We start from the raw sequence: 20,933 nt of genomic DNA, 5'->3' as shown, positions 1-20,933 counted from the left end.
TACCATCAAAATACTTATTTAATTTTCTTAAATGTAAGCGGCTGAGTACTTAATGTAGCTGGTACATGTAACTGAAGGGATGGGAATTCACCACTTACATTCATTTCATAAGCGAATAATAAGCTCATTTTCATTTGGAATAAGTCAACTTTTGCAGAGAAGATGTCGTAATGATGATGCCCTAATTGAATATCCATTTCCATAAATTGTACATATAACGAATCATCTCGTTTGTATACTTGTAATGTTCCGTATGCAGGATGTTCAAAAGTACCAGTATAATCCTCTAACTTGTGCGAAGGTGTAGTCCCTTTAATTTGTTCAGGGAGGGATTCAGTTGCTTCTTTCATCATTTCCTTCATTTTTTTAGTATCTTCTACAGCACGTTTATGCCAATCAATGGATTCTAATTCAAGTAGTTCGTCATAAATTTGATTAGCGAGATAAGTAGGAAGTAATGTTCCTCCAGCATTCGTTAAAATGACAAGGCCTATGTTTTCTGTTGGTATGAATGAAACAAGCGCTGAAAATCCATCGATATTACCGCCATGATGAATCACTTTTTTACCACGATAAGCGCTAATAAACCAACCAAGACCGTAACTATTTAATGGAGATTCAGGGAGTGATAAAACCGGTTGGTCTGGAATTGAATTGTGTGGTGTATACATTTGTTGTAATAATTCAGAGGAGATTAATTCATGATCTCCAAATTTTCCTTCATTTAAGTGGAGAAGTACCCAATTTGCCATATCTTCAATTGTGGAATTAATACACCCAGCAGCGCCAACTGTATCGATGTTACGGAATGGAACTGCTTTTATTTCACCGTCATTTTCAATGTAAGGTAAAGCGTAATCATCTGTAGTTTGTGAATCGTTAACAGAGAAGTTTGTATGTCTCATATTTAAAGGTTCTAAAATATGTTCTGTAGTGTATTGCTCCCACGTTTGATTTGTAATGTTTTCAACAATGTAGCTAATTGTTGCATACATTAAATTGTTATATAGAAATGCAGTTCGGAACGGTGCATCAAGTGGTAAATGTTTTATTTTTTCAACGAGATCTTTTCGAGATAAGGAAGAACTGTACCAAAGAGCCTCATGACGACTCACTCCAGTTCGATGAGAAGCTAAATCCCGTCCTGTAACTTGTGAGCTAGCAAGTAGTTCAGATAAAGTAAAGTTAGGTATATAGGACTGGATAGGGGTATCCCAATTAAACTTTTTTTGCTGTGCTAACAAGCTTAATGAAAGTGTGCCAAATGCTTTCGTTGAGGAACCGATTGCGAATCGAGTATTCGGTGTAACAGCCTCTTTTGTTTCTATATTACGATAGCCGAAACCTTCTGAAATAATAACTTCACCGTCTTTTATAACAGCGACAGCAGCACCAGGAACATTTAAATCCTTCATCATTTTTTCAGCCGTTGTTTGTAAAGAAGTCATAACAGGCGTTTCAATTTTAGACATACTTCTAACCTCCAAATATAAATTTTGTTCTACCGCACTATACTTTCGGTAATAGAAAATGAAAACCTTTTTATATTTGGAAAGTTAATAATTTTGTAAGAATTAGCGCAAGAAATTTTATTAATTAGGATTATTAAATTTATCATTTTTCATGTTATGATAAATTGCATATACGATTGAAAGAAGGTTTTCCTACATATGAAACATGCTGAAAATGAATACTTAAATTTATGCCGCCATGTAATGGAACATGGTACGAAGAAAGAAGACCGTACAGGGACAGGCACTGTATCTGTATTTGGATATCAAATGCGTTTTGATCTAAGTAAAGGTTTTCCTTTATTAACAACAAAGAGAGTACCGTTTCGCCTTGTAGCAAGTGAACTGCTTTGGTTTATGAAAGGTGATACAAATATTCGCTATTTATTGCAGCATAATAATAACATTTGGAATGAATGGGCTTTTAAGAGCTGGGTAGAAAGTGATGAGTATACTGGTCCTGACATGACTGATTTTGGTCTTCGCTCACAACAAGATGAAGAATTTAAAGTACAGTACGACGAGCAAATGGAATTGTTTAAAAAGAACGTTTTAGAAGATGATGAGTTCTCAAATAAATATGGTTATTTAGGAGACGTTTACGGTAAACAGTGGCGTGCTTGGAAAACGACAGCTGGTGAGACACTTGATCAATTAAAAGATGTAATTGAAATGATTAAAAAAACACCAGACTCACGTCGTTTAATCGTTTCTGCCTGGAATCCAGAAGATGTACCAAGTATGGCCTTACCGCCTTGTCATACGCTATTCCAGTTTTATGTAGCAGATGGAAAGCTTTCTTGTCAGTTATATCAAAGAAGTGGTGACATATTCCTTGGAATTCCATTTAACATTGCAAGTTACTCACTACTAACACACTTAATTGCACATGAATGCGGACTTGAAGTGGGAGAATTTGTTCATACAATTGGTGATGCACACATTTATACAAATCATTTTGAACAAGTAGAAAAGCAATTGGCACGTGAACCACGTCCATTCCCGAAACTTACATTAAATCCAGATGTGAAATCTGTTTTCGATTTTGAAATGGAAGATTTAACGATTGAAGGATACGATCCGCATCCAGCAATTAAAGCACCGGTTGCAGTATAATTGTAGAGGAGATGAAAAAATGATTGTTTCATTTATGGTCGCTATGGACGAAAATAGAGTAATTGGTAAAGATAATAATTTACCTTGGCGTTTACCGAGTGAATTACAATACGTGAAGAAAACAACGATGGGTCACCCGCTTATTATGGGAAGAAAGAACTATGAAGCGATTGGTAGACCACTGCCTGGAAGACGTAATATTATTGTAACTCGTAATGAAGGGTATCATGTTGAAGGTTGTGAAGTTGTTCATTCTGTAGAAGAAGTGTTTGAACTATGTAAAAATGAAGAAGAGATTTTTATTTTTGGTGGAGCGCAAATTTACGACCTCTTTTTACCTTATGTAGACAAGTTATATATAACAAAAATCCATCATGCATTTGAAGGAGATACATTCTTCCCAGAAATAGATATGACAAATTGGAAAGAGATTTTTGTAGAAAAAGGTTTAACGGATGAAAAAAACCCATATACGTATTATTACCATGTATATGAGAAACAACAATAATAAAAAAGATTGATGTGAGAATTCGCATCAATCTTTTTATTTATATTCACCAATATAAGTTTATAGATGAGATTCGATAGTGCTATAATGATAGGTAGCATGTAAAAATGCTAAAATTTTCAAAAGTACTAATATAGAAAGAGGAGGAGAATCGATTGAGAAAGATATGGGGGATTCTTTTTCTTTGCTTAACATTCATGTTAGTTGGATGTGGTAAAGAAGAAAAACCACAAGAAGCGTTTGATACATATGTAAAAGCGTGGAATAAACAAAAATTTGCAGATATGTATGATCAACTATCAAAAAATGCAAAAAAAGATATTTCAAAGAAAGAGTTTACTGAGAAATATGAAAAAATTTATTCTGGTATCGAAGTGAAAGACTTAAAGGTAGAAACAGGGGAAGTAAAAGAAGATAAAAAAGATGAAGGCCCTGTTCCTTTTAAAGTAAGCATGGATACAGTTGGTGGTAAAATTACATTTGGTCATGAAGCAAAGATGGTGAAAGAAAAAGATGGAGATAAAGAATCTTGGAAAATAGATTGGACTCCTGATTTTATTTTCCCAGGCATGACGAAAGATAGTAAAGTGCGTATGCAGACAACACAGCCAAAACGTGGTGAAATATACGATCGTAATGGAAAAGGTCTTGCAACGAATGGGAAAGCTTCTGAAATCGGATTGATTCCTGAAAAGTTAGGCGATACTGCTCCGCAAACGAAAGAAACAGTAGCGAAGTTATTAAATATGTCTGTAGAAGAAATTGATCAAAAATTAGCTGCTAAATGGGTAAAACCAGGGTATCTCGTACCAATTGGAATTTTGCCTGAAGGGGCAACACAAAATACGTACATTGATTTACCAGGTGTTTCAACAAAACCTGTAAATGTTCGTACATATCCGTTAGGGGAAGCGGCAGCTCATCTGACTGGTTATATTGGAAAGGTAAATGCTGAAGATTTAAAAACGCTACAAAAGAAAGGCTATCAAGCTGATGACCCAGTTGGTAAAGCTGGTTTAGAGCAAGTATTAGAGGAAAAGCTACGCGGTAAAAAAGGTGGCCGTGTCTTTGTAGAAGATGCGCAAGGAAAAGAAATTAAAAACTTGGCAAAAACAGATGCTGTTGATGGAGAAAATGTAACTTTAACTATTGATAGTGTTGTTCAAGAAAAAACGTATAATGAAATGAAGGGCGAAGCTGGTTCAAGTGCAGCAATTAATCCGAAAAGTGGAGAAACAATTGCACTAGTAAGTAGTCCAGCATATGATCCTAATATAATTGCACGAGGGACATCGAAGGCACAACGCGAAGCTTGGAATAATGATCCGAAAAAACCAATGACAAATCGCTTTACACAATTGTCGGTACCAGGTTCTGTATTTAAACCTATTACAGCTGCAATTGGTCTTGAAACGAAAACGATTGATCCAAAAGAAGAGTTGAAAATTGAAGGATTAAAATGGACAAAAGATTCTTCTTGGGGTAATTACTATGTAACGCGTGTGAAAGATGCAAATCCGATTGATCTTGATAAGGCGATGAAATACTCGGATAATATTTACTTCGCACAAGAAGCTTTGAAAATCGGAAAAGACAAGTTTATGAGTGAAGCAAAAAAATTCGGATTCGATGAGAAACTACCAATTGAATATGGATTCCCTGCTTCTAAAATTGCAAATGACGGCATTAAAAATGATATTCAAATGGCAGATACGGGATATGGACAAGGACAAGTATTAATGACTCCTCTTCATTTAGCTTTAACGTATGCGCCAATTGTAAATGATGGAACGATTCCGTCACCGTATATTATTAAAACAGATAAACAACCAAAAGCTTGGAAAGAAAATGTAATTTCTAAAGGAAATCAGGATATATTAAAAACTGCAATGACGAAAGTAATTAATGATCCAGATGGTACAGGGAAAATTGCTAAAATTGATGGTATGACTCTTGCTGGAAAAACAGGTACAGCGGAATTAAAAGTATCAAAAGAGGCCGAAGGAAAAGAACTAGGTTGGTTCGCTGCATTTGATTTAAATTCGCCAGATATGGTCATTACAATGATGATTGAAGATGTAAAAGGTAGAGGCGGAAGTAATATTCCAGCTGAAAAAGTAAAACATGTATTTCAAAAATAATATGTAATAGAAGGCTATCTCTATAGGTTGTAGAGGTAGCCTTTTTATATGAAAGAGTTTGTAATATCTGTATACTAAATTTTAAGGAAACAAAGTAAATCATTAACTTACGAAAAAAAAGTAGCTATTTTTTATTGACATTGATTAAAACTTTTTGTATTATACTTACATAAGGTAAGTTATTAACTTTTAAAAAACAAATCTTGAATTAAAGATAAAGAGAAAAAAGGGAGAGAATACAATGACAAAAGTACTATTTATCACAGCAAATCCAAATTCAGCAGAAGGTTCTTTCGGAATGGCAGTAGGGGAAGCTTTCATCGAAGCTTATAAAAACGAACATCCACAAGACGAAGTTGTAACAATTGATTTATTCAACACTACAGTACCAGCAATTGATGCAGATGTATTTGCTGCTTGGGGTAAATTTGCAGCAGGTGAAGGCTTTGAAGCTTTAACTGAAGTTCAACAACAAAAAGTAGCAGCAATGAACACAAACTTAGAAACATTTATGAATGCAGATCGTTATGTATTCGTAACTCCAATGTGGAACTTTAGCTATCCACCAGTAGTAAAAGCATACTTAGATAACGTAGCAATCGCAGGTAAAACATTCAAATATACTGAAAATGGTCCAGTCGGCTTATTAGAAGGTAAAAAAGCACTTCACATTCAAGCAACAGGTGGCGTATATTCTGAAGGAGCATACGCAGCTGTAGACTTCGGTCGTAATCACTTAAAGACTGTATTAGGATTTGTCGGTGTGAATGATACTGAATATATTGCAGTTGAAGGCATGAATGCAAACCCTGAAAAAGCACAAGAAATTAAAGAAGCAGCAATTGCTAATGCTCGTGAATTAGCAAAACGTTTCTAATATAGAATGCTTAAAAAGTCCGAACACTTGCTGTTTGGACTTTTTTTCTTCTTTTTCCTTCGTTTGTCTAGTATAATGAAGGTCGGAATGATAATAGGTGGGGGTTCTGTATGATTCAAACGTTTTTTAAAATCTTTTATTTAATTTTAATCGTAATTGCGATTACACCGAGAATGTGGCGTCTTAAAAGACAAGTAAATACGATGGCGCCAAAAGAAAAAGACAATGCTGTGTATAAAACGACAAATTGGTTTGGTAAGAAAATGGTACGTGTAGCTGGAGGGGCAGTAGAAGTGAAAGGACTTGAAAATGTTCCGAAAGACAAGCCAGTGCTAGTTGTAAGTAATCACCAAAGTAATATGGATATCCCTGTTTTACTAGGTTACTTAAATAAACCAATTGGATTCGTTTCAAAAGCAGAGATTAAAAAGTTCCCAGTTGTACCAACTTGGATGGAACTGATGAATTGTGTATTTATGGATCGTAGCGATCGTCGTCAATCTCTTCAAGCGATTAAAGATGGAATTGAACTATTAAAGAATGGACATTCTATCGTAATTTTCCCTGAAGGAACGAGAAGTAAGGGTGGCGAAGTTGGAGAGTTTAAGGCTGGTAGTTTTCATCTTGCAGTAAAGTCAGGTGTAGCAATTTTACCTGTAACGTTAGATGGTACATATAAGATGTTTGAAGCGAATGGAAATCGTATGAAGCCAGCTCATGCAACAGTAACAATTTCTAAGCCGATTACACCTGAAGATTATGCGAATATGGATATTAAAGAATTAACGAAGCATACACAGGAAGTTATTGCATCACAATTACATAAGTAATAAAAAAGGATTCAGCTTATCGTAAGCTGAATCCTTTTTATTATGCTGTAGGTAAGACATAAAAGAGTACACAGAAGAACATCATCGCACTACCACCTAAAACGAACAGGTGCCATATGGCATGGTTGAAAGGTAGCTTTTCCCAAAGGAAGAATATAGCTCCGACAGAATATAAAATGCCACCTGCTAAAAGTAGTGAAAAACCATGTCCAGTTAGATTTTCATAAAGTGGTTTAATAGCAACGATTATGAGCCATCCCATTATGATATAACATAGCGTTGATGCCTTAATAAAGCGACGTACAAAGAAAATTTTGAAGACGATACCTCCGATTGCTAGTGTCCATATTATAGCAAGCAACGTCCATCCTAATGGGCCACGAAGTGTAATAAGTAGAAAAGGAGTATACGTGCCAGCAATCAATAAGTAAATGGCTGAATGATCTAAAATAGTAAATATTTTTTCTACTTTAGGATGATGAATGCTATGTAGCAATGTTGAAAACAAGTACAGTAAGAACATACTTACACCATAAACAGTAAATGCAACTACGGCTGATGCGGTACCGTGCTTAGAAGCATGAATAATCAATATGATTAAGGCAGGGATGCTTAAAATGGCACCGATACCATGTGTAATTGCATTTGCAATTTCTTCTTTTACAAATTGGGTCATTCGTGTCATTTTTTCAGTCATAATGCAAATCCTTTCTACTATCATAAAATAATATGTCATTTCCCTTACCATATCATACACAAGAGCAATAGAAAATGAAATTTGTATAATTGATTATATTTTTGAATTTTTTTGACAAAAGACAATGGATTTGTTGACGTTTTCAAACTTTTTTGACAAAATAAAATTATGTAATAGTAGGACAAGGAAACTACTAATAAAGGGGATGGGGAAATGTTTTCAAATATTGGCTTTCCAGGGTTAATTTTAATTTTAGTAGCAGTACTCATTTTATTTGGACCTAAAAAATTGCCGGAAATCGGGAAGGCTTTAGGGGAAACGTTAAAAGAGTTTAAAAAATCAACGAAAGAATTGACAGATGACGCATTTCAAGAAAAGGAAAAGAAAGAAAAAATGTAGTGTATTTTCCTTGTAATGGATAAATAAAGTGTGGTGAACGAGATGGAAAATCGGGAAATGAGCGTAGTAGAACATATTGTTGAGCTTCGAAAAAGAGTAATATATACGGTGTTATCCTTTGTACTATTTTTAATTATTGGATTTACTTTTACAAAGGATATTTATTTTTGGCTTGTAAAAGATTTACCAATGAAATTAACTGTTCTCGGTCCAAGTGATGTATTGTGGATTTTTTTCTCGATTGCTACAGTATTTGCTATCGTTTGTACAATTCCTTTTGCTGCTATACAAATTTGGTTATTTGTAAAACCGGGTTTACATCCAAATGAACAAAAGATGACAATAATGTATATACCGGTATTGTCTATATTATTTATTGCAGGTTTATGTTTTGGATACTTTATTGTAATGCCGTTTCTATTTCACTTTTTAACTACGATAGGTAATGAAATGTTTAATACGATGTTTACGACAGAAAAGTATTTTCATTTTGTACTTAATTTAACAGTTCCATTTGCTGTGATTTTTGAATTGCCAGTCGTTGTAATGTTTTTAACTAGTATTGGAATACTTACGGCGGAATTTTTAATAAAAATAAGAAGGTATGCTTACGTAGCATTAATTATCATTGCATCTTGTATATCACCGCCAGACTTTTTATCTCATAGTTTAGTTGCAGTGCCGCTTATTTGTATTTATGAAGTAAGTATTGCGTTATCAAAGGTTGTTAGTAAGAGGAAAAAGAAAAGAGAAGAAATGCAGTCGAAAAGTGCCTCGTTATAAAGGCACTTTTTTATTTATTTGTTATACTATAGCTATAAACGTATACAATATATAGAAGAAAAAAATTATAGAATCTCCAAAATTTAGACAAACTTTGCGCTTTTATAAGCTTATACTAAATGTATTAAACAATTGATGGATAATGAGATTCCCGTCTCAGAGATATTTAGGACGGGAAGGTGAATTAGGTGGAGATGAATAGAGTATAAATCTTCTAGCCATAAGGACTACAGAAATCATATAAGTCTGATTTTACTCCACTTTAAACAACGTGTTACAGCGCAAAGTAGAGGAAGTTCAAAAATCCAATGAAAAAGAGGATTGATATTGTGATTACGAAAAGTTTTTATTTCACTCATTCAACAGGGGATTGCATTAAAATATTCGAAATCCCTGTCCTACAGGCACAGCATCCATTATCGTTTCTAATTCAGTCTCGTCTTCAATTATTTATTGCAAAAATTCAAAAACAAAAACACCCAAGATTTTCGTATTCTTTCCGTGAATATTTACAAAATTGTTTGAAGTGGAATGATTATTTAAATGTATATAAAACAAATACCCTTGAAAAAAATGCATGATACGAAGTACGGACAGGGTTAGTAAACTCTGTCTTTTTCATTTTAGATATGAAAATATAATTAATTTGATGAAATTTCGTTCCAAATTGTTGAAAGCAATGGGAATACTAGTATAATAACAAGGAGAGCGTATTGGAAAGGGAAGAAGTATAGTATGCAAAAAATTAAAATTGTAACAGATTCAACGGCAGATTTATCACAAGACGTAATCGAAAAGTATGACATTCATGTTTTACCATTATCAATCTCTGTAAATGGACAAACATATTTAGATCGCGTTGATTTACAACCTGACGAATTTATTGAAGAAATGATTAAATCAGAGGAATTACCAAAAACATCACAACCAGCTATGGGTACATTTGTAGAAATGTATGACAAGCTAGGGGAAGATGGAAGCGAAGTCCTTTCTATCCATATGACAAGTGGAATGAGCGGTACTGTAGCAACTGCAAATAGCGCTGCATCAATGACTGATACAAAAGTAACAGTTGTTGATTCTCAATTTATTACACATGCTTTAGCATATCAAGTAATTGAAGCTGCAAAAATGGCAAATGACGGACGCTCACTAGAAGAAATTTTAAAACGTGTAGATGAAGTAAGAAAGAATACTCGTTTATATGTAGTAGTGGATACATTAGAAAACTTAGTGAAGGGTGGACGTATCGGTAAAGGAAAAGCGTTTATCGGTTCGCTACTTAATATAAAGCCAATTGCTAGTCTTGAAGACGGTGTTTATAATCCTGTAACGAAAGTTCGTAGCCAAGGTCAAATTGTAAAAACATTAGCTAAGTTATTTGAGCAAGATACGGCTGGAAAAGTCGTAAAAGCTGTTGCAATTCCGCATGCGAAAGCAATTCCTTTAGCTGAAAGTATGAAAGCGGCGGTTGAAAAAGTGAGTGGATTTGCTCAATCAGAAATTTTCTATACAACGCCTATTATTAGTACTCACACAGGTCCGGGCGCAATCGGATTTATGTATTTAGCAGAGTAATAAAAAAGCTACTTGAAAATATATTTCAAGTAGCTTTTTTATGTAAATAGAAAGTAAGAAATAAGAAGAGCTACACAGGCACTACCGCTAATGATATAGCGAGTCTGTAAATATTCATTCATAGAAAACACCCTTTATCCCGCTATTTGCGGACAGTAAAACTCTCTACCTCAAATTTAGCTGGAGCAAAGAGGTTAGGTAGCGGGCTGCCCGTAAAAGCTTGATTGGTGAAGGCAAATAATCAGTGGGGATGAAGAAAAACCACTAATTAAAGTTTCACTATAGGATTTTCTATATTATATGTTGGATATAGAAAATCAGTCATTACGTTACACATGTAAAGTTTCAATTTTTTCGTTTATTTGCTTATTATTTGTTGCGTTACTATAAATAAAAGTTTGACCTAAAAAGAGTACATGCAGTTGTTCCCACGGTAACATGCGCAAATTCCAATTATTTCGAAGTCTAGTTATTGCTTCACGAGGTGTTTCATCGGCGAGTGCAAAAGCTCCGTAATGCATTGGTATAAAATGCGTAGCGTTTAAATCTAAATAAGCTTGCACGGCCTCTTCAGGTGAAACATGAGATACTTTCATAAACCATTCTGGTTCATAAGCGCCAATGGGCATAAGAGCAATATCAATTAAAAAGCGTTCACCAATTTCTTTGAAACCTTGGAAATAGCCACTGTCACCACAAAAATATATGGTTTCCATAGTCGTTTCATTATCAATAATCCATCCACCCCAGTGAGACGTATTCATATCAAATAAGAATCTTCTCGTCCAGTGCTGAGCAGGTACGAAGTGAAAAGAAACTTCGTTAATTATCGTACTTTCCCACCATTTATACTCTTCTACATGTTTAAATTTCTTACGAGTAAATAATTTTTTTAATCCAATAGGTACAAGATATAGAACATCATCATTCAACTGACGAAGAGTTGAAAAATCTAAATGATCATAATGACCATGTGAAATAAGGACAATATCAATTTTAGGTAGTGATTCTATAGAGAGTCCAGGTTCTGTAAGTCTTGGAACTAGCTTTAATTTATTAGCCCATACTGGATCTGTTAATATATTAAGTCCATTCGTTTGGATAAGAAAAGTGGAATGCCCAATCCATGTGATAGTCGTTTTTTCAACATTACTTTGCAAAAATGCACTTTGTTTAACGGGTGATTGTTCTACTAAGAAAGAAAAATCTTTTTTGTTTTGCTTTCGTTCTTTACGCCAGCGTAAAAAAGAGCGAATTGATTTTTTTGTACTAACATTATCCATATTTTCATAGCGCTTTGCCATGAACATCACCTCATTTAAAATCGTTGTATTTGTATTGTACCGAAATGTTGTTAAGGAATACAGTGTAAAACATGGATTAATGTTTAAGGAATTGTTAAAAAATAGGGAGAGGTATTTACAAAAGTAACAATAAAATTAGTTTTATCACTTTTATTTATAGAAATAATAGTAAAAAAATATATTTTGTCTAGTAATTCGCTTGAAATAAAGAAGTAACATACGTAAATTCGTACGATTTCGTGAACAAATGTAGTAAACAATTTTCTCGTAGTGTTAACTTTTGTTATTATAAACATAACCTATTTAAATTTAGGATAGAGAAAAGAGGTTTATAAATGAAGCGTTATCAAAAAATAATTGGTCTTATGGTTGTATTTTGTCTCTTTGTACTTGCTGGATGTAGTGAATCAGGTTCAAAGCTTCGTAAACCATTAAATTGGGATTTAGAAACCTTCCAATTTACAAATCAAGATGGAAAGCAATTTGGTACAAAAGATTTAAAAGGGAAAGTTTGGGTTGCAGATTTTATGTTCACAAATTGTCAGACAGTTTGTCCACCAATGACTGCAAATATGGCCAAGCTTCAAAAGATGGCAAAAGAAGAGAAATTAGACGTTCAGTTTGTTTCATTTAGTGTAGATCCAGACCTTGATAAGCCAGAAAATCTGAAAGCTTTTATTCAAAAGTTTACAGAGGATACTAGTAACTGGAATTTATTAACGGGGTATTCGTTAGAAGATATTACAAAGTTTTCAAAAGATAATTTCCAATCACTTGTAGATAAGCCGGAGAACGGTCAGGTCATGCATGGTACATCATTTTATTTAATTGATCAAAACGGAAAAGTAATGAAAAAGTATAGTGGCATTAGTAATACGCCATACGAAGACATTATACGTGATATGAAGCGATTAGTGGGTTAAAAATAAGGGTGCATAGCACCCTTATTTTTTTGCATTAGTCTATCGATAAAATGTCATGTTGCTGGGGAAGTTTCGGCGCCCGAATTTCTAATACGCCGTTTTGATAAGAAGCTTTTGCCGCTTTTTTATTAATTGAATACGGCAATTTAATCAATCTTGATGCTTCTGAAATGGAACGTTCTCGGCGATAATAGTTATGGGATGTTTGTTCTTCTTCCTCTTCAAGTATCTCTTCTTTTACAGAGACTTTTAAGTATTCACTTTGTATTTCAATTTGGATTTGTTCTTTTTGTATACCTGGTAGTTCAGCTGTAACAACGAGTTCTTCACCAACTTCATATAAATCTACAGGGAATGTTAATAAACGGTTTCCTTTTTGGAAAAAATGATTTAAATCAGCGATTACATTGCGAAGAGGTGTTTGCTCGAAGAAATCATCAATTTGCTTTAAGTAATTACGAACCGGTGGGCGAGAAGAATCTTTTTTTTCTTCACTCATGGTATTCCCTCCTAGAAATCAATTTGCAATATCATATGACAAAAGCGGAGAAAGGTGAGTGCCTAGTTTTCATGTTTTCATAAAAAATTGTTAAAAATGTGAAATGGAGTGATTTTTTTATAGTTTTTGGTCGCCATATTCAGTTGATTATGCTAGTATAAATAGGGTTGATATAGTAGTATAGAGACAGAATGAAAACTGAAAGAGGGTAAGAAGTATGTGTGGTTTTGTAGGATGTTTATGTGAAAACCCTAGAGAGTTTTCAGAAACAGAAAAACATCAATTTGAAAATATGAACACGATGATTTTCCACCGTGGTCCAGATGACGAAGGATATTTTCGTGATGAACATGTACAATTTGGCTTCCGCCGTTTAAGCATCATTGACTTAGAGGCAGGACATCAGCCGCTAACTTATGAAAATGATCGATATGTAATTATTTTTAATGGTGAAATTTACAACTATGTAGAATTACGTGAAATGTTACTTGAAAAAGGTGCAACGTTTGCAACGCAATCTGATACAGAAGTTATCATTGCATTGTATGCACATATGAAAGAAAAATGTGTAGATTACCTTCGTGGTATGTTTGCATTTATGATTTGGGATCGTGAAGAAAAGAAACTTTTCGGTGCACGTGATCACTTCGGTATTAAACCTTTATACATCGCACAACAAGGTGATACTACATTCTTCGCATCTGAGAAGAAAAGTATTATGCATGTGATGGAAGATAAAGGCGTTAATCCAACGTCACTACAACATTACTTTACGTACCAATATGGTCCAGAGCCAGAAACTTTAACAATTGATGTTAATAAAATCGAGCCTGGTCATTATTTCGTAAAAGAAATCGGTAAAGAGATGGAAATCCATCGCTACTGGAAACCTTATTTCAACGCTTCAAGTGCAACGAAAGAGGAGCATATCCAAGCAATTCGTGATGTGTTATATGATTCAGTAAAAGTGCATATGCGTAGTGATGTACCAGTAGGTTCATTCTTATCTGGTGGTATCGATTCATCTATCATCGCTTCTATCGCAAGAGAAATGAATCCAAATCTTTTAACATTCTCTGTTGGTTTTGAGCAACGTGGTTTCAGTGAAGTTGATGTTGCGAAAGAAACTGCTGAGAAATTAGGCGTTAAAAACCATAACGTATTCATTTCAGCGAAAGAATTTATGGATGAGTTCCCAAAAATCATTTGGCATATGGATGATCCTTTAGCTGATCCAGCAGCTGTACCATTGTACTTCGTTGCGAAAGAAGCACGTAAACATGTAACAGTTGTTCTTTCTGGTGAAGGCGCAGACGAGCTATTTGGTGGTTATAACATTTACCGTGAGCCAAACTCACTAAAAATGTTCTCTTACATTCCTAGCCCAGGTAAGAGCGTTCTAAAAGCATTAAGTGGTGCTCTTAAAGAAGGATTTAAAGGTAAGAGCTTCCTAGAGCGTGGATGTACACCAATTGAAGAGCGTTACTATGGAAATGCTAAAATCTTCCGTGAAGAAGAAAAAGCTGAATTAATGAAGTATTACAATGAAAGTGTTAACTATATGGATATCACGAAACCATTGTATAACGAGATTAAAGATTATGATGATGTAAGTAAAATGCAGTACATTGACATGTTCACATGGTTACGCGGTGACATTTTATTAAAAGCTGATAAAATGACAATGGCAAACTCATTAGAACTTCGTGTACCGTTCTTAGATAAAGAAGTATTCGATGTTGCATCTAAAATTCCAACTGAATTTAAGATTGCTAACGGAACTACGAAAGCTATTTTACGTGAAGCAGCACGCGGAATCGTTCCAGATCACGTATTAGATCGTAAAAAACTTGGATTCCCAGTACCAATTCGTCACTGGTTAAAAGACGAAATGCATGATTGGGCTATAAATATTATAAACGAAAGTAAGACAGAGCATTTAATCGACAAACAGTATGTATTAAACTTACTGGAAGCACATTGTGCAGATAAAGGCGATTATAGCCGTAAAATTTGGACTGTACTTGCGTTTATGGTATGGCACCAAATTTATGTTGAGCATAAATACGATACGAATAAGTTCCATGAAGAAACAAAACGTGCGTATAGCTTAGTTTAATTAGAAAAACCTTAAGATCGCATACGGTCTTAAGGTTTTTTTCATAAATAGGAAGTATTATTGATACAATAATAGTAAAAGGATGGACAACATATGATTACGTTTGAGAAAGTTACTGTAGAAAATGAAAGCGTTGTTAAAGAAATGTTTAAATCGCATAGTTTAGGTGAGAAAAAGGTACAGTACTGTGTGAAAGTTGATGATACATATATTGGTGTAATAGATTATAGTGTACAAGAGGAACGGGCTGTTTTATCACAGCTAATTATTCATTTTGATTACCAAGGTTACGGTTATGGTACAAATACGTATTTTACATTTGAAGAAATGATGAAACAAAGAAATGTGAAAGAAATAAAAGTGCTACAAGAGAAATTAACAGAAAAGGCGAAGTCTTTCATAGAGAGTTTTGGTTTTACTTCAGAAGATGAAGAGTATGTAAAGAAAATATAACGATGATTATTTATGCGATACAATAAATATAAGGCAGGTGGATGTATGACGATGACTTCTGGTCTTGTATTAATTGGAGGGTGCTTTATAGTAGCAGAATTATGTCATATAATCATTCGGAAAAGAATGATTAAGAAAAAAAAGCCGTATGAATTACAATACGTCCCTGTCTTTTTCATTATGTTTTGTATGCTTAGTACATTACAAAATCTAATAAACTTTCCACCACTTGTAAATGTTTTTTTAAAGTTCGGTTTACTTTATAGTGGTGTTGGAATAGCACTTTTATTTATTTTATTTTGCATACGTTATGTTCACTATCAATCGTATATATTTATTTTAAATTGGTTAAAGCAAGATGATAGAAACCGCCTTACATAAGGCGGTTTTTTTATTTGCAATTGTAACAGAATTTGTACATTTTACATAAAATAGGACGAGTAGAAATGCAAACATATTACAAGAAAGGGGCGGGTCAATAAAATGAAACTTGTTATAGACGCAGGGCACGGTGGATATGATTCTGGTGCTGTTGGTAATGGTTTAGTAGAAAAAAACTTAACACTTCAAATTGCTAGACGCGTTCGAGACATTTTAACGGTAAATTACCCAATTACAATTAAAATGACACGTGATAGTGATGTGTTTATTTCTTTATCTGAACGTGCTAATATTGCTAATGCTTTCAGTGCGGATTATTTTATTTCATTTCATATTAATAGCGGCGGGGGTACAGGTTTTGAAAGTTATATTTATAATGCGTTATCCAATAGCAGCACTGCATATGCAAAGCAACAAAAAATGCATACAGCTGTCAATCCTGTATTAACAAAATATGGTCTTCGTGATCGAGGAGCAAAAAAAGAAAATTATGCGGTATTAAGAGAAACCGCAATGGATGCAATTTTAACTGAGACTGCTTTTATTGATACAGCTTTTGATGCAAATTTATTAAAAAATCCACAATTTATTGAAGATCTAAGTCAAGCGTATGCAAATGGAATAGCAGCTATTTTTGGAGTAACTCCAAATCCACAACCTCCTAACCCACAACCGACACCTCAAACGAAGGGAATCGCTTATGTTCTTGGGAAAAATGTAAATTTAAGAAATGGTCCATCAACTTCTTCCTCAGTTATTCGTCAATTAAATTCTCCAGAATCTTACGTTGTATATCAAGAAAGTAATGGATGGCTAGATTTGGGGAATGGACAATGGGTGTATAATGATCCTTCTTACATTAATTTTGTAAAGACAAGCAATAGTGATGGAAGCCCGATTGGGGTTGCATATATACAAGGGATGAATGTAAATTTAAGAAGTGGTCCATCAACTACATCTGCAGTTATCCGCCAATTAAATTCTCCAGAATCTTATTTAGTATATATAAATGAAAATGGTTGGTTAAACCTTGGGGGAAATCAGTGGGTATATAATGACTCAGCGTATATTAAGTATACTCAATATTAGGAATTGAAATGATAGTGCAATATGGATGCGTATCCTTGTTATGTATAACAAGGGTACGCATTTTAATAACAACATTTTTTTCATACTTATGCACTATGTTTTAAAAAGAAACATTAGAAAAGCGGATAGAATCTAAATAGTATATATTAAAAAAGTTTTCTGATATACATTGACAATGTATGTAAGATACATTAATCTTTAAATGTTAATGATAATCGATTTCATCTAGGGAGGACATATGATACATACTAAAAAACTAATTATGTTCTGCATTATGATACTCATGGTTGTAATTGCAGGATGTAGTAAAGAAGAGAAAAAAGAAAATAATATATCAGCGAAAGCAAAAGATTCATATACGGTAAAGCATGCAATGGGTGAAACGACAGTAAATGGTACACCTAAAAAAGTTGTTGTTTTAACAAATGAAGGCGCAGAGGCTCTCCTAGCTGTGGGCGTAACGCCAGTGGGGACTACGAAACCACGTGCTGGTGATGAATGGTATCCTCATTTAGCGAAAGAGTTAAAAAACACGGAAGTTGTAGGAACTGAACGTGATATTAATTTAGAGGCTGTAATGAAGCTTAAGCCAGATTTAATTATCGGAAATAAAATGCGTCATGAAAAAATATATGATCAGCTAAAAGAAATCGCACCAACTGTTTATGCAGAAACATTACGCGGTGATTGGAAAGAAAACTTTACACTTTATACAAAAGCTGTAAATAAAGAAAAAGAAGGGCAAAAAGCTCTTGATGATTATAAAAAACGCATTGAAGGAATGAAAGAGAAGTTAGGCGATAAATTGAATTCTAAAGTTTCTATTATTCGTTTCGTGCCAGGTGATGTTCGTATTTATCAAAAAAACTCATTCTCGGGCGTTGTTTTAAATGATATTGGATTTAAACGACCACCATTACAAGATAAAGATGATTTTGCGATAAAAGGAATTACAAAAGAGCAGATTCCAAATATGGACGGAGACTACTTATTCTATTTCACGTCTGATAAAGATGCAGATAAGAATAATGAAGGAAATTCGTTAGCGAAGGAATGGACAGAAGATCCACTCTTTAAGCAACTACAGGCTTCTAAAAATAATAAAGTATTCCAAGTGGATGAGGTAATCTGGAATACAGCAGGCGGTATTAAAGCTGCGAACCTTATGTTAGATGATATTGAAAAATATTTCCTTAAATAAATGATAAAATACATCACTTTTACGAAGTGATGTATTTTTAGTTTGTGAAAATACAGAAAATTCCTTCTTTCAGGGTGTCATAAGTTGTACAATAAAATCAATCATGTGATAAAGGAGTGGGGAAGAATGAAAGCTACTCATAAAGATTGGATCTTGTTTAATGGGAGAATGATTAATACGAAAGAAGAACAGCCGATGGTAGCATTAGAAGAGAGAGGCTTCCAATTTGGTGATGGGATTTATGAAGTATTTAGACTATACGATGGCAAGCCTCATTTATTAGATTTACATTTGGAACGATTCTTTAACTCTATGGCAGAAATAAAACTAATTCCACCATTTACGAAGGAAGAATTAGTAGAAGAGTTATATCAAATGATTGAAAAAAATCAATTTCAAGAAGATGGGAATGTATATTTACAAATATCAAGAGGTGCACAACCGCGCAATCATGTATATGAATCAGATTTACAACCGACATATTTTGCAAATCTTGTTTCGTTCCCAAGACCAGTTGCTTCAATGGAGGCAGGGATTAAGGTGACAGTAGAAGAGGACATCAGGTGGAAGTTTTGCCATATAAAATCTTTAAATTTGCTTCCTAATATCATGATCAAAAACAAAATAAATGAACAAGGGTATCAAGAAGCAATATTAGTACGAGATGGTATTGTGACTGAAGGGTGTCATTCCAATTTCTTTATCGTGAAGAATAATAAGTTGATTACACATCCAGCGGATCATTTCATTTTACATGGTATTACACGTCACTATGTAATTACATTAGCGAAAGAGTTACATATCGATGTAGAGGAACGAGAGTTTTCATTACAAGAAGTATATGACGCTGAGGAGTGCTTCTTTACAGCGACGCCACTTGAAATATTCCCAGTCGTTCAAATTGGTGATGAACAGTTCGGGGCTGGTGAAAGAGGACCAATTACGAAAAAACTACAAGCTGCATACGAAGAGAGTATTCGTTTGTTTAAAGTGACAAATTAATCATGAAGAAAAAAGCTGGTATTCTTCCGGCTTTTTTTCATGATATAATTCAAGCATAGGACAAGTTTTGAAAACGCTGTAAAAAGGGGATTTAATATATGAATTATGAAGATTTTAAAGAAGTAATTCACGGAAGACGAAGTGTTAGAAAGTTTACAGATCAAGAAGTATCTACTAATGATATAAAAGAAATAATTGATTGTGCTCGTTACGCACCAAGTGATACGAATTCACAAACGTGGGAATTCTTAGTTATCATGAATCGAGAGAGGATTAAAGAAATTGAACAAATGACGTGGGATGCATTACATAAACTTGCGGCAAAAGCAGCAGAAAATGGAGAAGAGAAAGCAGGGAAATTACTTACACGTTCTTTCGGACCATATGCAACAGCTTTCTCGGAGGCACCAGTATTAATCGTATGTTTGGCAACACCATATGAATCAAAGTTCCGTGAAAAGATATTTGATCCAATTGCTTTTGTTCCAAATTCAGTTTGGGAGGAAGAAGGCATTAAGAGTAGCTGTTTAGCGGCACAAAACTTAATGTTAGCTGCACATGCAAAGGGACTTGGTACTTGTCCAATGACAGGGCCAGTATTGCTAGCTCAAGATGAACTGCGCCAATATTTACAAGTTGAGCCTGAAAAACAAATAAATATGGTTATTTCACTCGGATTTCCGAAAGATAAACCGAAGAAACTTCCAAGAAAAGAAGTAGATGAGATTACAACGTTTGTTTTTTAATTGCTGTATAGAAAAGACATTGAATTAACAATGTCTTTTTATTTTTGAGGGTATGTAATTCATATGTTGGGCTAAAATGATAGATAAGAGGAAATTACTATTTATTTCATAAAAAAAATTAATGTTCTATTAAGGAAAGTATGATACATTAATCGTGAGCAAGATTCTATTTGTTCATGAAAGTGTTGAAAGTAGTCTCAAAATTTAAAAGTTATTTTTGTATAATAAATTATAATGAAGTTACAGGGGGGATGAATTTTGAAAAAATTCATAATCACTGGATTGTCTGTATTGTTATTAGTTGGTTGCGGTGCTCCACAGGAAAAAGAGGACGCGCAATCAAAACAGGAAGAACAAGTTGTAAACGCAAGTGATGAGAATATGGTTGTATTTCCTGAAGGAGCAATGTCAATTGGAGAAGGGAAAGTAAAAGTTATTACTCCAGATGGTACTTCTGAAAACGGCAATATACCGACTGTATTCATCAAAAAGGATACGTTAATTCAGCAAGTTGAATTAGAACTTTCTAATTTTCAAAGTGATAAAGAAACATTCGTATTTGTAGATCAAATGTATACAGATAAACATCAAGTAACTAGTACAACGCAGACAACAGTGCAGTTAAAAGAAAAAACGCTGGAAACAGGTAGTCATACAATTACTGCAGTTCAGTATGAAAACAATGACCCGAAAGGAAAGGTTATTAGTTTTAATCAAGCAACATTTGAGACAAAACCTGCGTCTTAATAAGAATAAAAAGTACATTACTCAAAAAG

General features: G+C 34.0%; 22 protein-coding genes. 18 read left to right on the top strand and 4 right to left on the bottom strand.

Annotated features, from left to right (window positions below; genetic code table 11):
- Window positions 1-14 precede the first annotated feature (14 nt).
- Complete coding sequence (locus tag ACTFSL_RS15190) at window positions 15-1,472, bottom strand: serine hydrolase (protein ID WP_000034322.1); 1,458 nt, start codon at window positions 1,470-1,472, stop codon at window positions 15-17.
- Window positions 1,473-1,670: 198 nt separating this feature from the next.
- Here ACTFSL_RS15190 and ACTFSL_RS15185 point away from each other — a divergent pair, with 198 nt between their 5' ends.
- From ACTFSL_RS15185 to ACTFSL_RS15165, 5 genes are all read left to right on the top strand, one after another.
- A complete protein-coding gene (locus tag ACTFSL_RS15185; protein WP_000679609.1) occupies window positions 1,671-2,627 on the top strand; it encodes a thymidylate synthase in 957 nt (318 codons plus the stop codon).
- A gap of 19 nt (window positions 2,628-2,646) precedes the next feature.
- Entirely contained in the window at window positions 2,647-3,135 is a 489-nt protein-coding gene (locus tag ACTFSL_RS15180; RefSeq protein WP_000637205.1) for a dihydrofolate reductase, read from the top strand.
- Window positions 3,136-3,290: 155 nt separating this feature from the next.
- The gene (pbpC, locus tag ACTFSL_RS15175; protein ID WP_001227248.1) at window positions 3,291-5,276 is read left to right on the top strand and encodes a penicillin-binding protein 3; all 1,986 of its coding nucleotides are present in this window, start codon (window positions 3,291-3,293) and stop codon (window positions 5,274-5,276) included.
- 241 nt (window positions 5,277-5,517) lie between these two features.
- Window positions 5,518-6,153 carry an FMN-dependent NADH-azoreductase gene (locus tag ACTFSL_RS15170; RefSeq protein WP_000170025.1) on the top strand — a complete coding sequence of 212 codons (636 nt, stop codon included), beginning with the start codon at window positions 5,518-5,520 and terminating at the stop codon, window positions 6,151-6,153.
- 110 nt (window positions 6,154-6,263) lie between these two features.
- Entirely contained in the window at window positions 6,264-6,983 is a 720-nt protein-coding gene (locus ACTFSL_RS15165; RefSeq protein WP_000616577.1) for a lysophospholipid acyltransferase family protein, read from the top strand.
- 40 nt (window positions 6,984-7,023) lie between these two features.
- Here ACTFSL_RS15165 and trhA read toward each other — a convergent pair whose 3' ends face one another.
- Window positions 7,024-7,680 carry a PAQR family membrane homeostasis protein TrhA gene (gene trhA, locus ACTFSL_RS15160; RefSeq protein WP_000136889.1) on the bottom strand — a complete coding sequence of 219 codons (657 nt, stop codon included), beginning with the start codon at window positions 7,678-7,680 and terminating at the stop codon, window positions 7,024-7,026.
- Window positions 7,681-7,893: 213 nt separating this feature from the next.
- Between trhA and ACTFSL_RS15155 the strand changes: the two genes are divergently transcribed.
- From ACTFSL_RS15155 to ACTFSL_RS15140, 4 genes are all read left to right on the top strand, one after another.
- Window positions 7,894-8,079, top strand: coding sequence for a twin-arginine translocase TatA/TatE family subunit (locus ACTFSL_RS15155; protein ID WP_000492443.1), 186 nt, complete (start codon window positions 7,894-7,896; stop codon window positions 8,077-8,079).
- A gap of 42 nt (window positions 8,080-8,121) precedes the next feature.
- Window positions 8,122-8,862 (top strand): twin-arginine translocase subunit TatC, encoded by a 741-nt coding sequence (gene tatC / locus ACTFSL_RS15150; protein WP_000431523.1) that lies wholly within the window; start codon window positions 8,122-8,124, stop codon window positions 8,860-8,862.
- Between the two features lie 329 nt (window positions 8,863-9,191).
- A complete protein-coding gene (locus ACTFSL_RS15145; RefSeq protein WP_000629012.1) occupies window positions 9,192-9,443 on the top strand; it encodes a DUF2535 family protein in 252 nt (83 codons plus the stop codon).
- A gap of 154 nt (window positions 9,444-9,597) precedes the next feature.
- On the top strand, window positions 9,598-10,440 hold the full coding sequence (locus ACTFSL_RS15140; protein WP_001169470.1) for a DegV family protein: 843 nt from the start codon (window positions 9,598-9,600) through the stop codon (window positions 10,438-10,440).
- A 329-nt stretch (window positions 10,441-10,769) separates the two neighbouring features.
- Here ACTFSL_RS15140 and ACTFSL_RS15135 read toward each other — a convergent pair whose 3' ends face one another.
- A complete protein-coding gene (locus ACTFSL_RS15135) occupies window positions 10,770-11,744 on the bottom strand; it encodes an MBL fold metallo-hydrolase (protein WP_400155109.1) in 975 nt (324 codons plus the stop codon).
- 335 nt (window positions 11,745-12,079) lie between these two features.
- Between ACTFSL_RS15135 and ACTFSL_RS15130 the strand changes: the two genes are divergently transcribed.
- The gene (locus ACTFSL_RS15130) at window positions 12,080-12,667 is read left to right on the top strand and encodes an SCO family protein (protein ID WP_000833335.1); all 588 of its coding nucleotides are present in this window, start codon (window positions 12,080-12,082) and stop codon (window positions 12,665-12,667) included.
- Between the two features lie 34 nt (window positions 12,668-12,701).
- Here the strand turns inward: ACTFSL_RS15130 and ACTFSL_RS15125 are convergent, their stop codons facing one another.
- On the bottom strand, window positions 12,702-13,166 hold the full coding sequence (locus ACTFSL_RS15125) for an Hsp20/alpha crystallin family protein (protein ID WP_001288085.1): 465 nt from the start codon (window positions 13,164-13,166) through the stop codon (window positions 12,702-12,704).
- Window positions 13,167-13,383: 217 nt separating this feature from the next.
- On the opposite strand from ACTFSL_RS15125, the gene asnB reads away from it, so the two are divergent.
- From asnB to ACTFSL_RS15085, 8 genes are all read left to right on the top strand, one after another.
- Entirely contained in the window at window positions 13,384-15,285 is a 1,902-nt protein-coding gene (asnB, locus tag ACTFSL_RS15120) for an asparagine synthase (glutamine-hydrolyzing) (protein ID WP_000333816.1), read from the top strand.
- A gap of 93 nt (window positions 15,286-15,378) precedes the next feature.
- Window positions 15,379-15,738: a GNAT family N-acetyltransferase gene (locus ACTFSL_RS15115; protein ID WP_000627523.1), complete on the top strand. Its 360-nt coding sequence runs from the start codon at window positions 15,379-15,381 to the stop codon at window positions 15,736-15,738.
- Window positions 15,739-15,789: 51 nt separating this feature from the next.
- Entirely contained in the window at window positions 15,790-16,119 is a 330-nt protein-coding gene (locus ACTFSL_RS15110) for a hypothetical protein (protein ID WP_000200455.1), read from the top strand.
- Between the two features lie 102 nt (window positions 16,120-16,221).
- A complete protein-coding gene (locus ACTFSL_RS15105) occupies window positions 16,222-17,208 on the top strand; it encodes an N-acetylmuramoyl-L-alanine amidase (RefSeq protein WP_000779892.1) in 987 nt (328 codons plus the stop codon).
- A gap of 238 nt (window positions 17,209-17,446) precedes the next feature.
- Window positions 17,447-18,409, top strand: a complete 963-nt coding sequence (locus ACTFSL_RS15100) for an ABC transporter substrate-binding protein (RefSeq protein WP_000581989.1) — start codon at window positions 17,447-17,449, stop codon at window positions 18,407-18,409.
- 126 nt (window positions 18,410-18,535) lie between these two features.
- Window positions 18,536-19,411: a D-amino-acid transaminase gene (gene dat, locus ACTFSL_RS15095; RefSeq protein WP_000648383.1), complete on the top strand. Its 876-nt coding sequence runs from the start codon at window positions 18,536-18,538 to the stop codon at window positions 19,409-19,411.
- A gap of 98 nt (window positions 19,412-19,509) precedes the next feature.
- On the top strand, window positions 19,510-20,157 hold the full coding sequence (locus ACTFSL_RS15090) for a nitroreductase family protein (RefSeq protein WP_440041933.1): 648 nt from the start codon (window positions 19,510-19,512) through the stop codon (window positions 20,155-20,157).
- 258 nt (window positions 20,158-20,415) lie between these two features.
- Window positions 20,416-20,904, top strand: a complete 489-nt coding sequence (locus tag ACTFSL_RS15085) for a hypothetical protein (RefSeq protein ID WP_000713496.1) — start codon at window positions 20,416-20,418, stop codon at window positions 20,902-20,904.
- Window positions 20,905-20,933: the final 29 nt, after the last annotated feature.

This window comes from Bacillus cereus group sp. MYBK108-1 (assembly GCF_051917185.1).
GTDB classification, from domain to species: Bacteria; Bacillota; Bacilli; order Bacillales; family Bacillaceae_G; genus Bacillus_A; species Bacillus_A cereus.
Note: the sequence above shows the minus strand (reverse complement) of the source record. Positions and strands in the feature narration are given on the sequence as shown.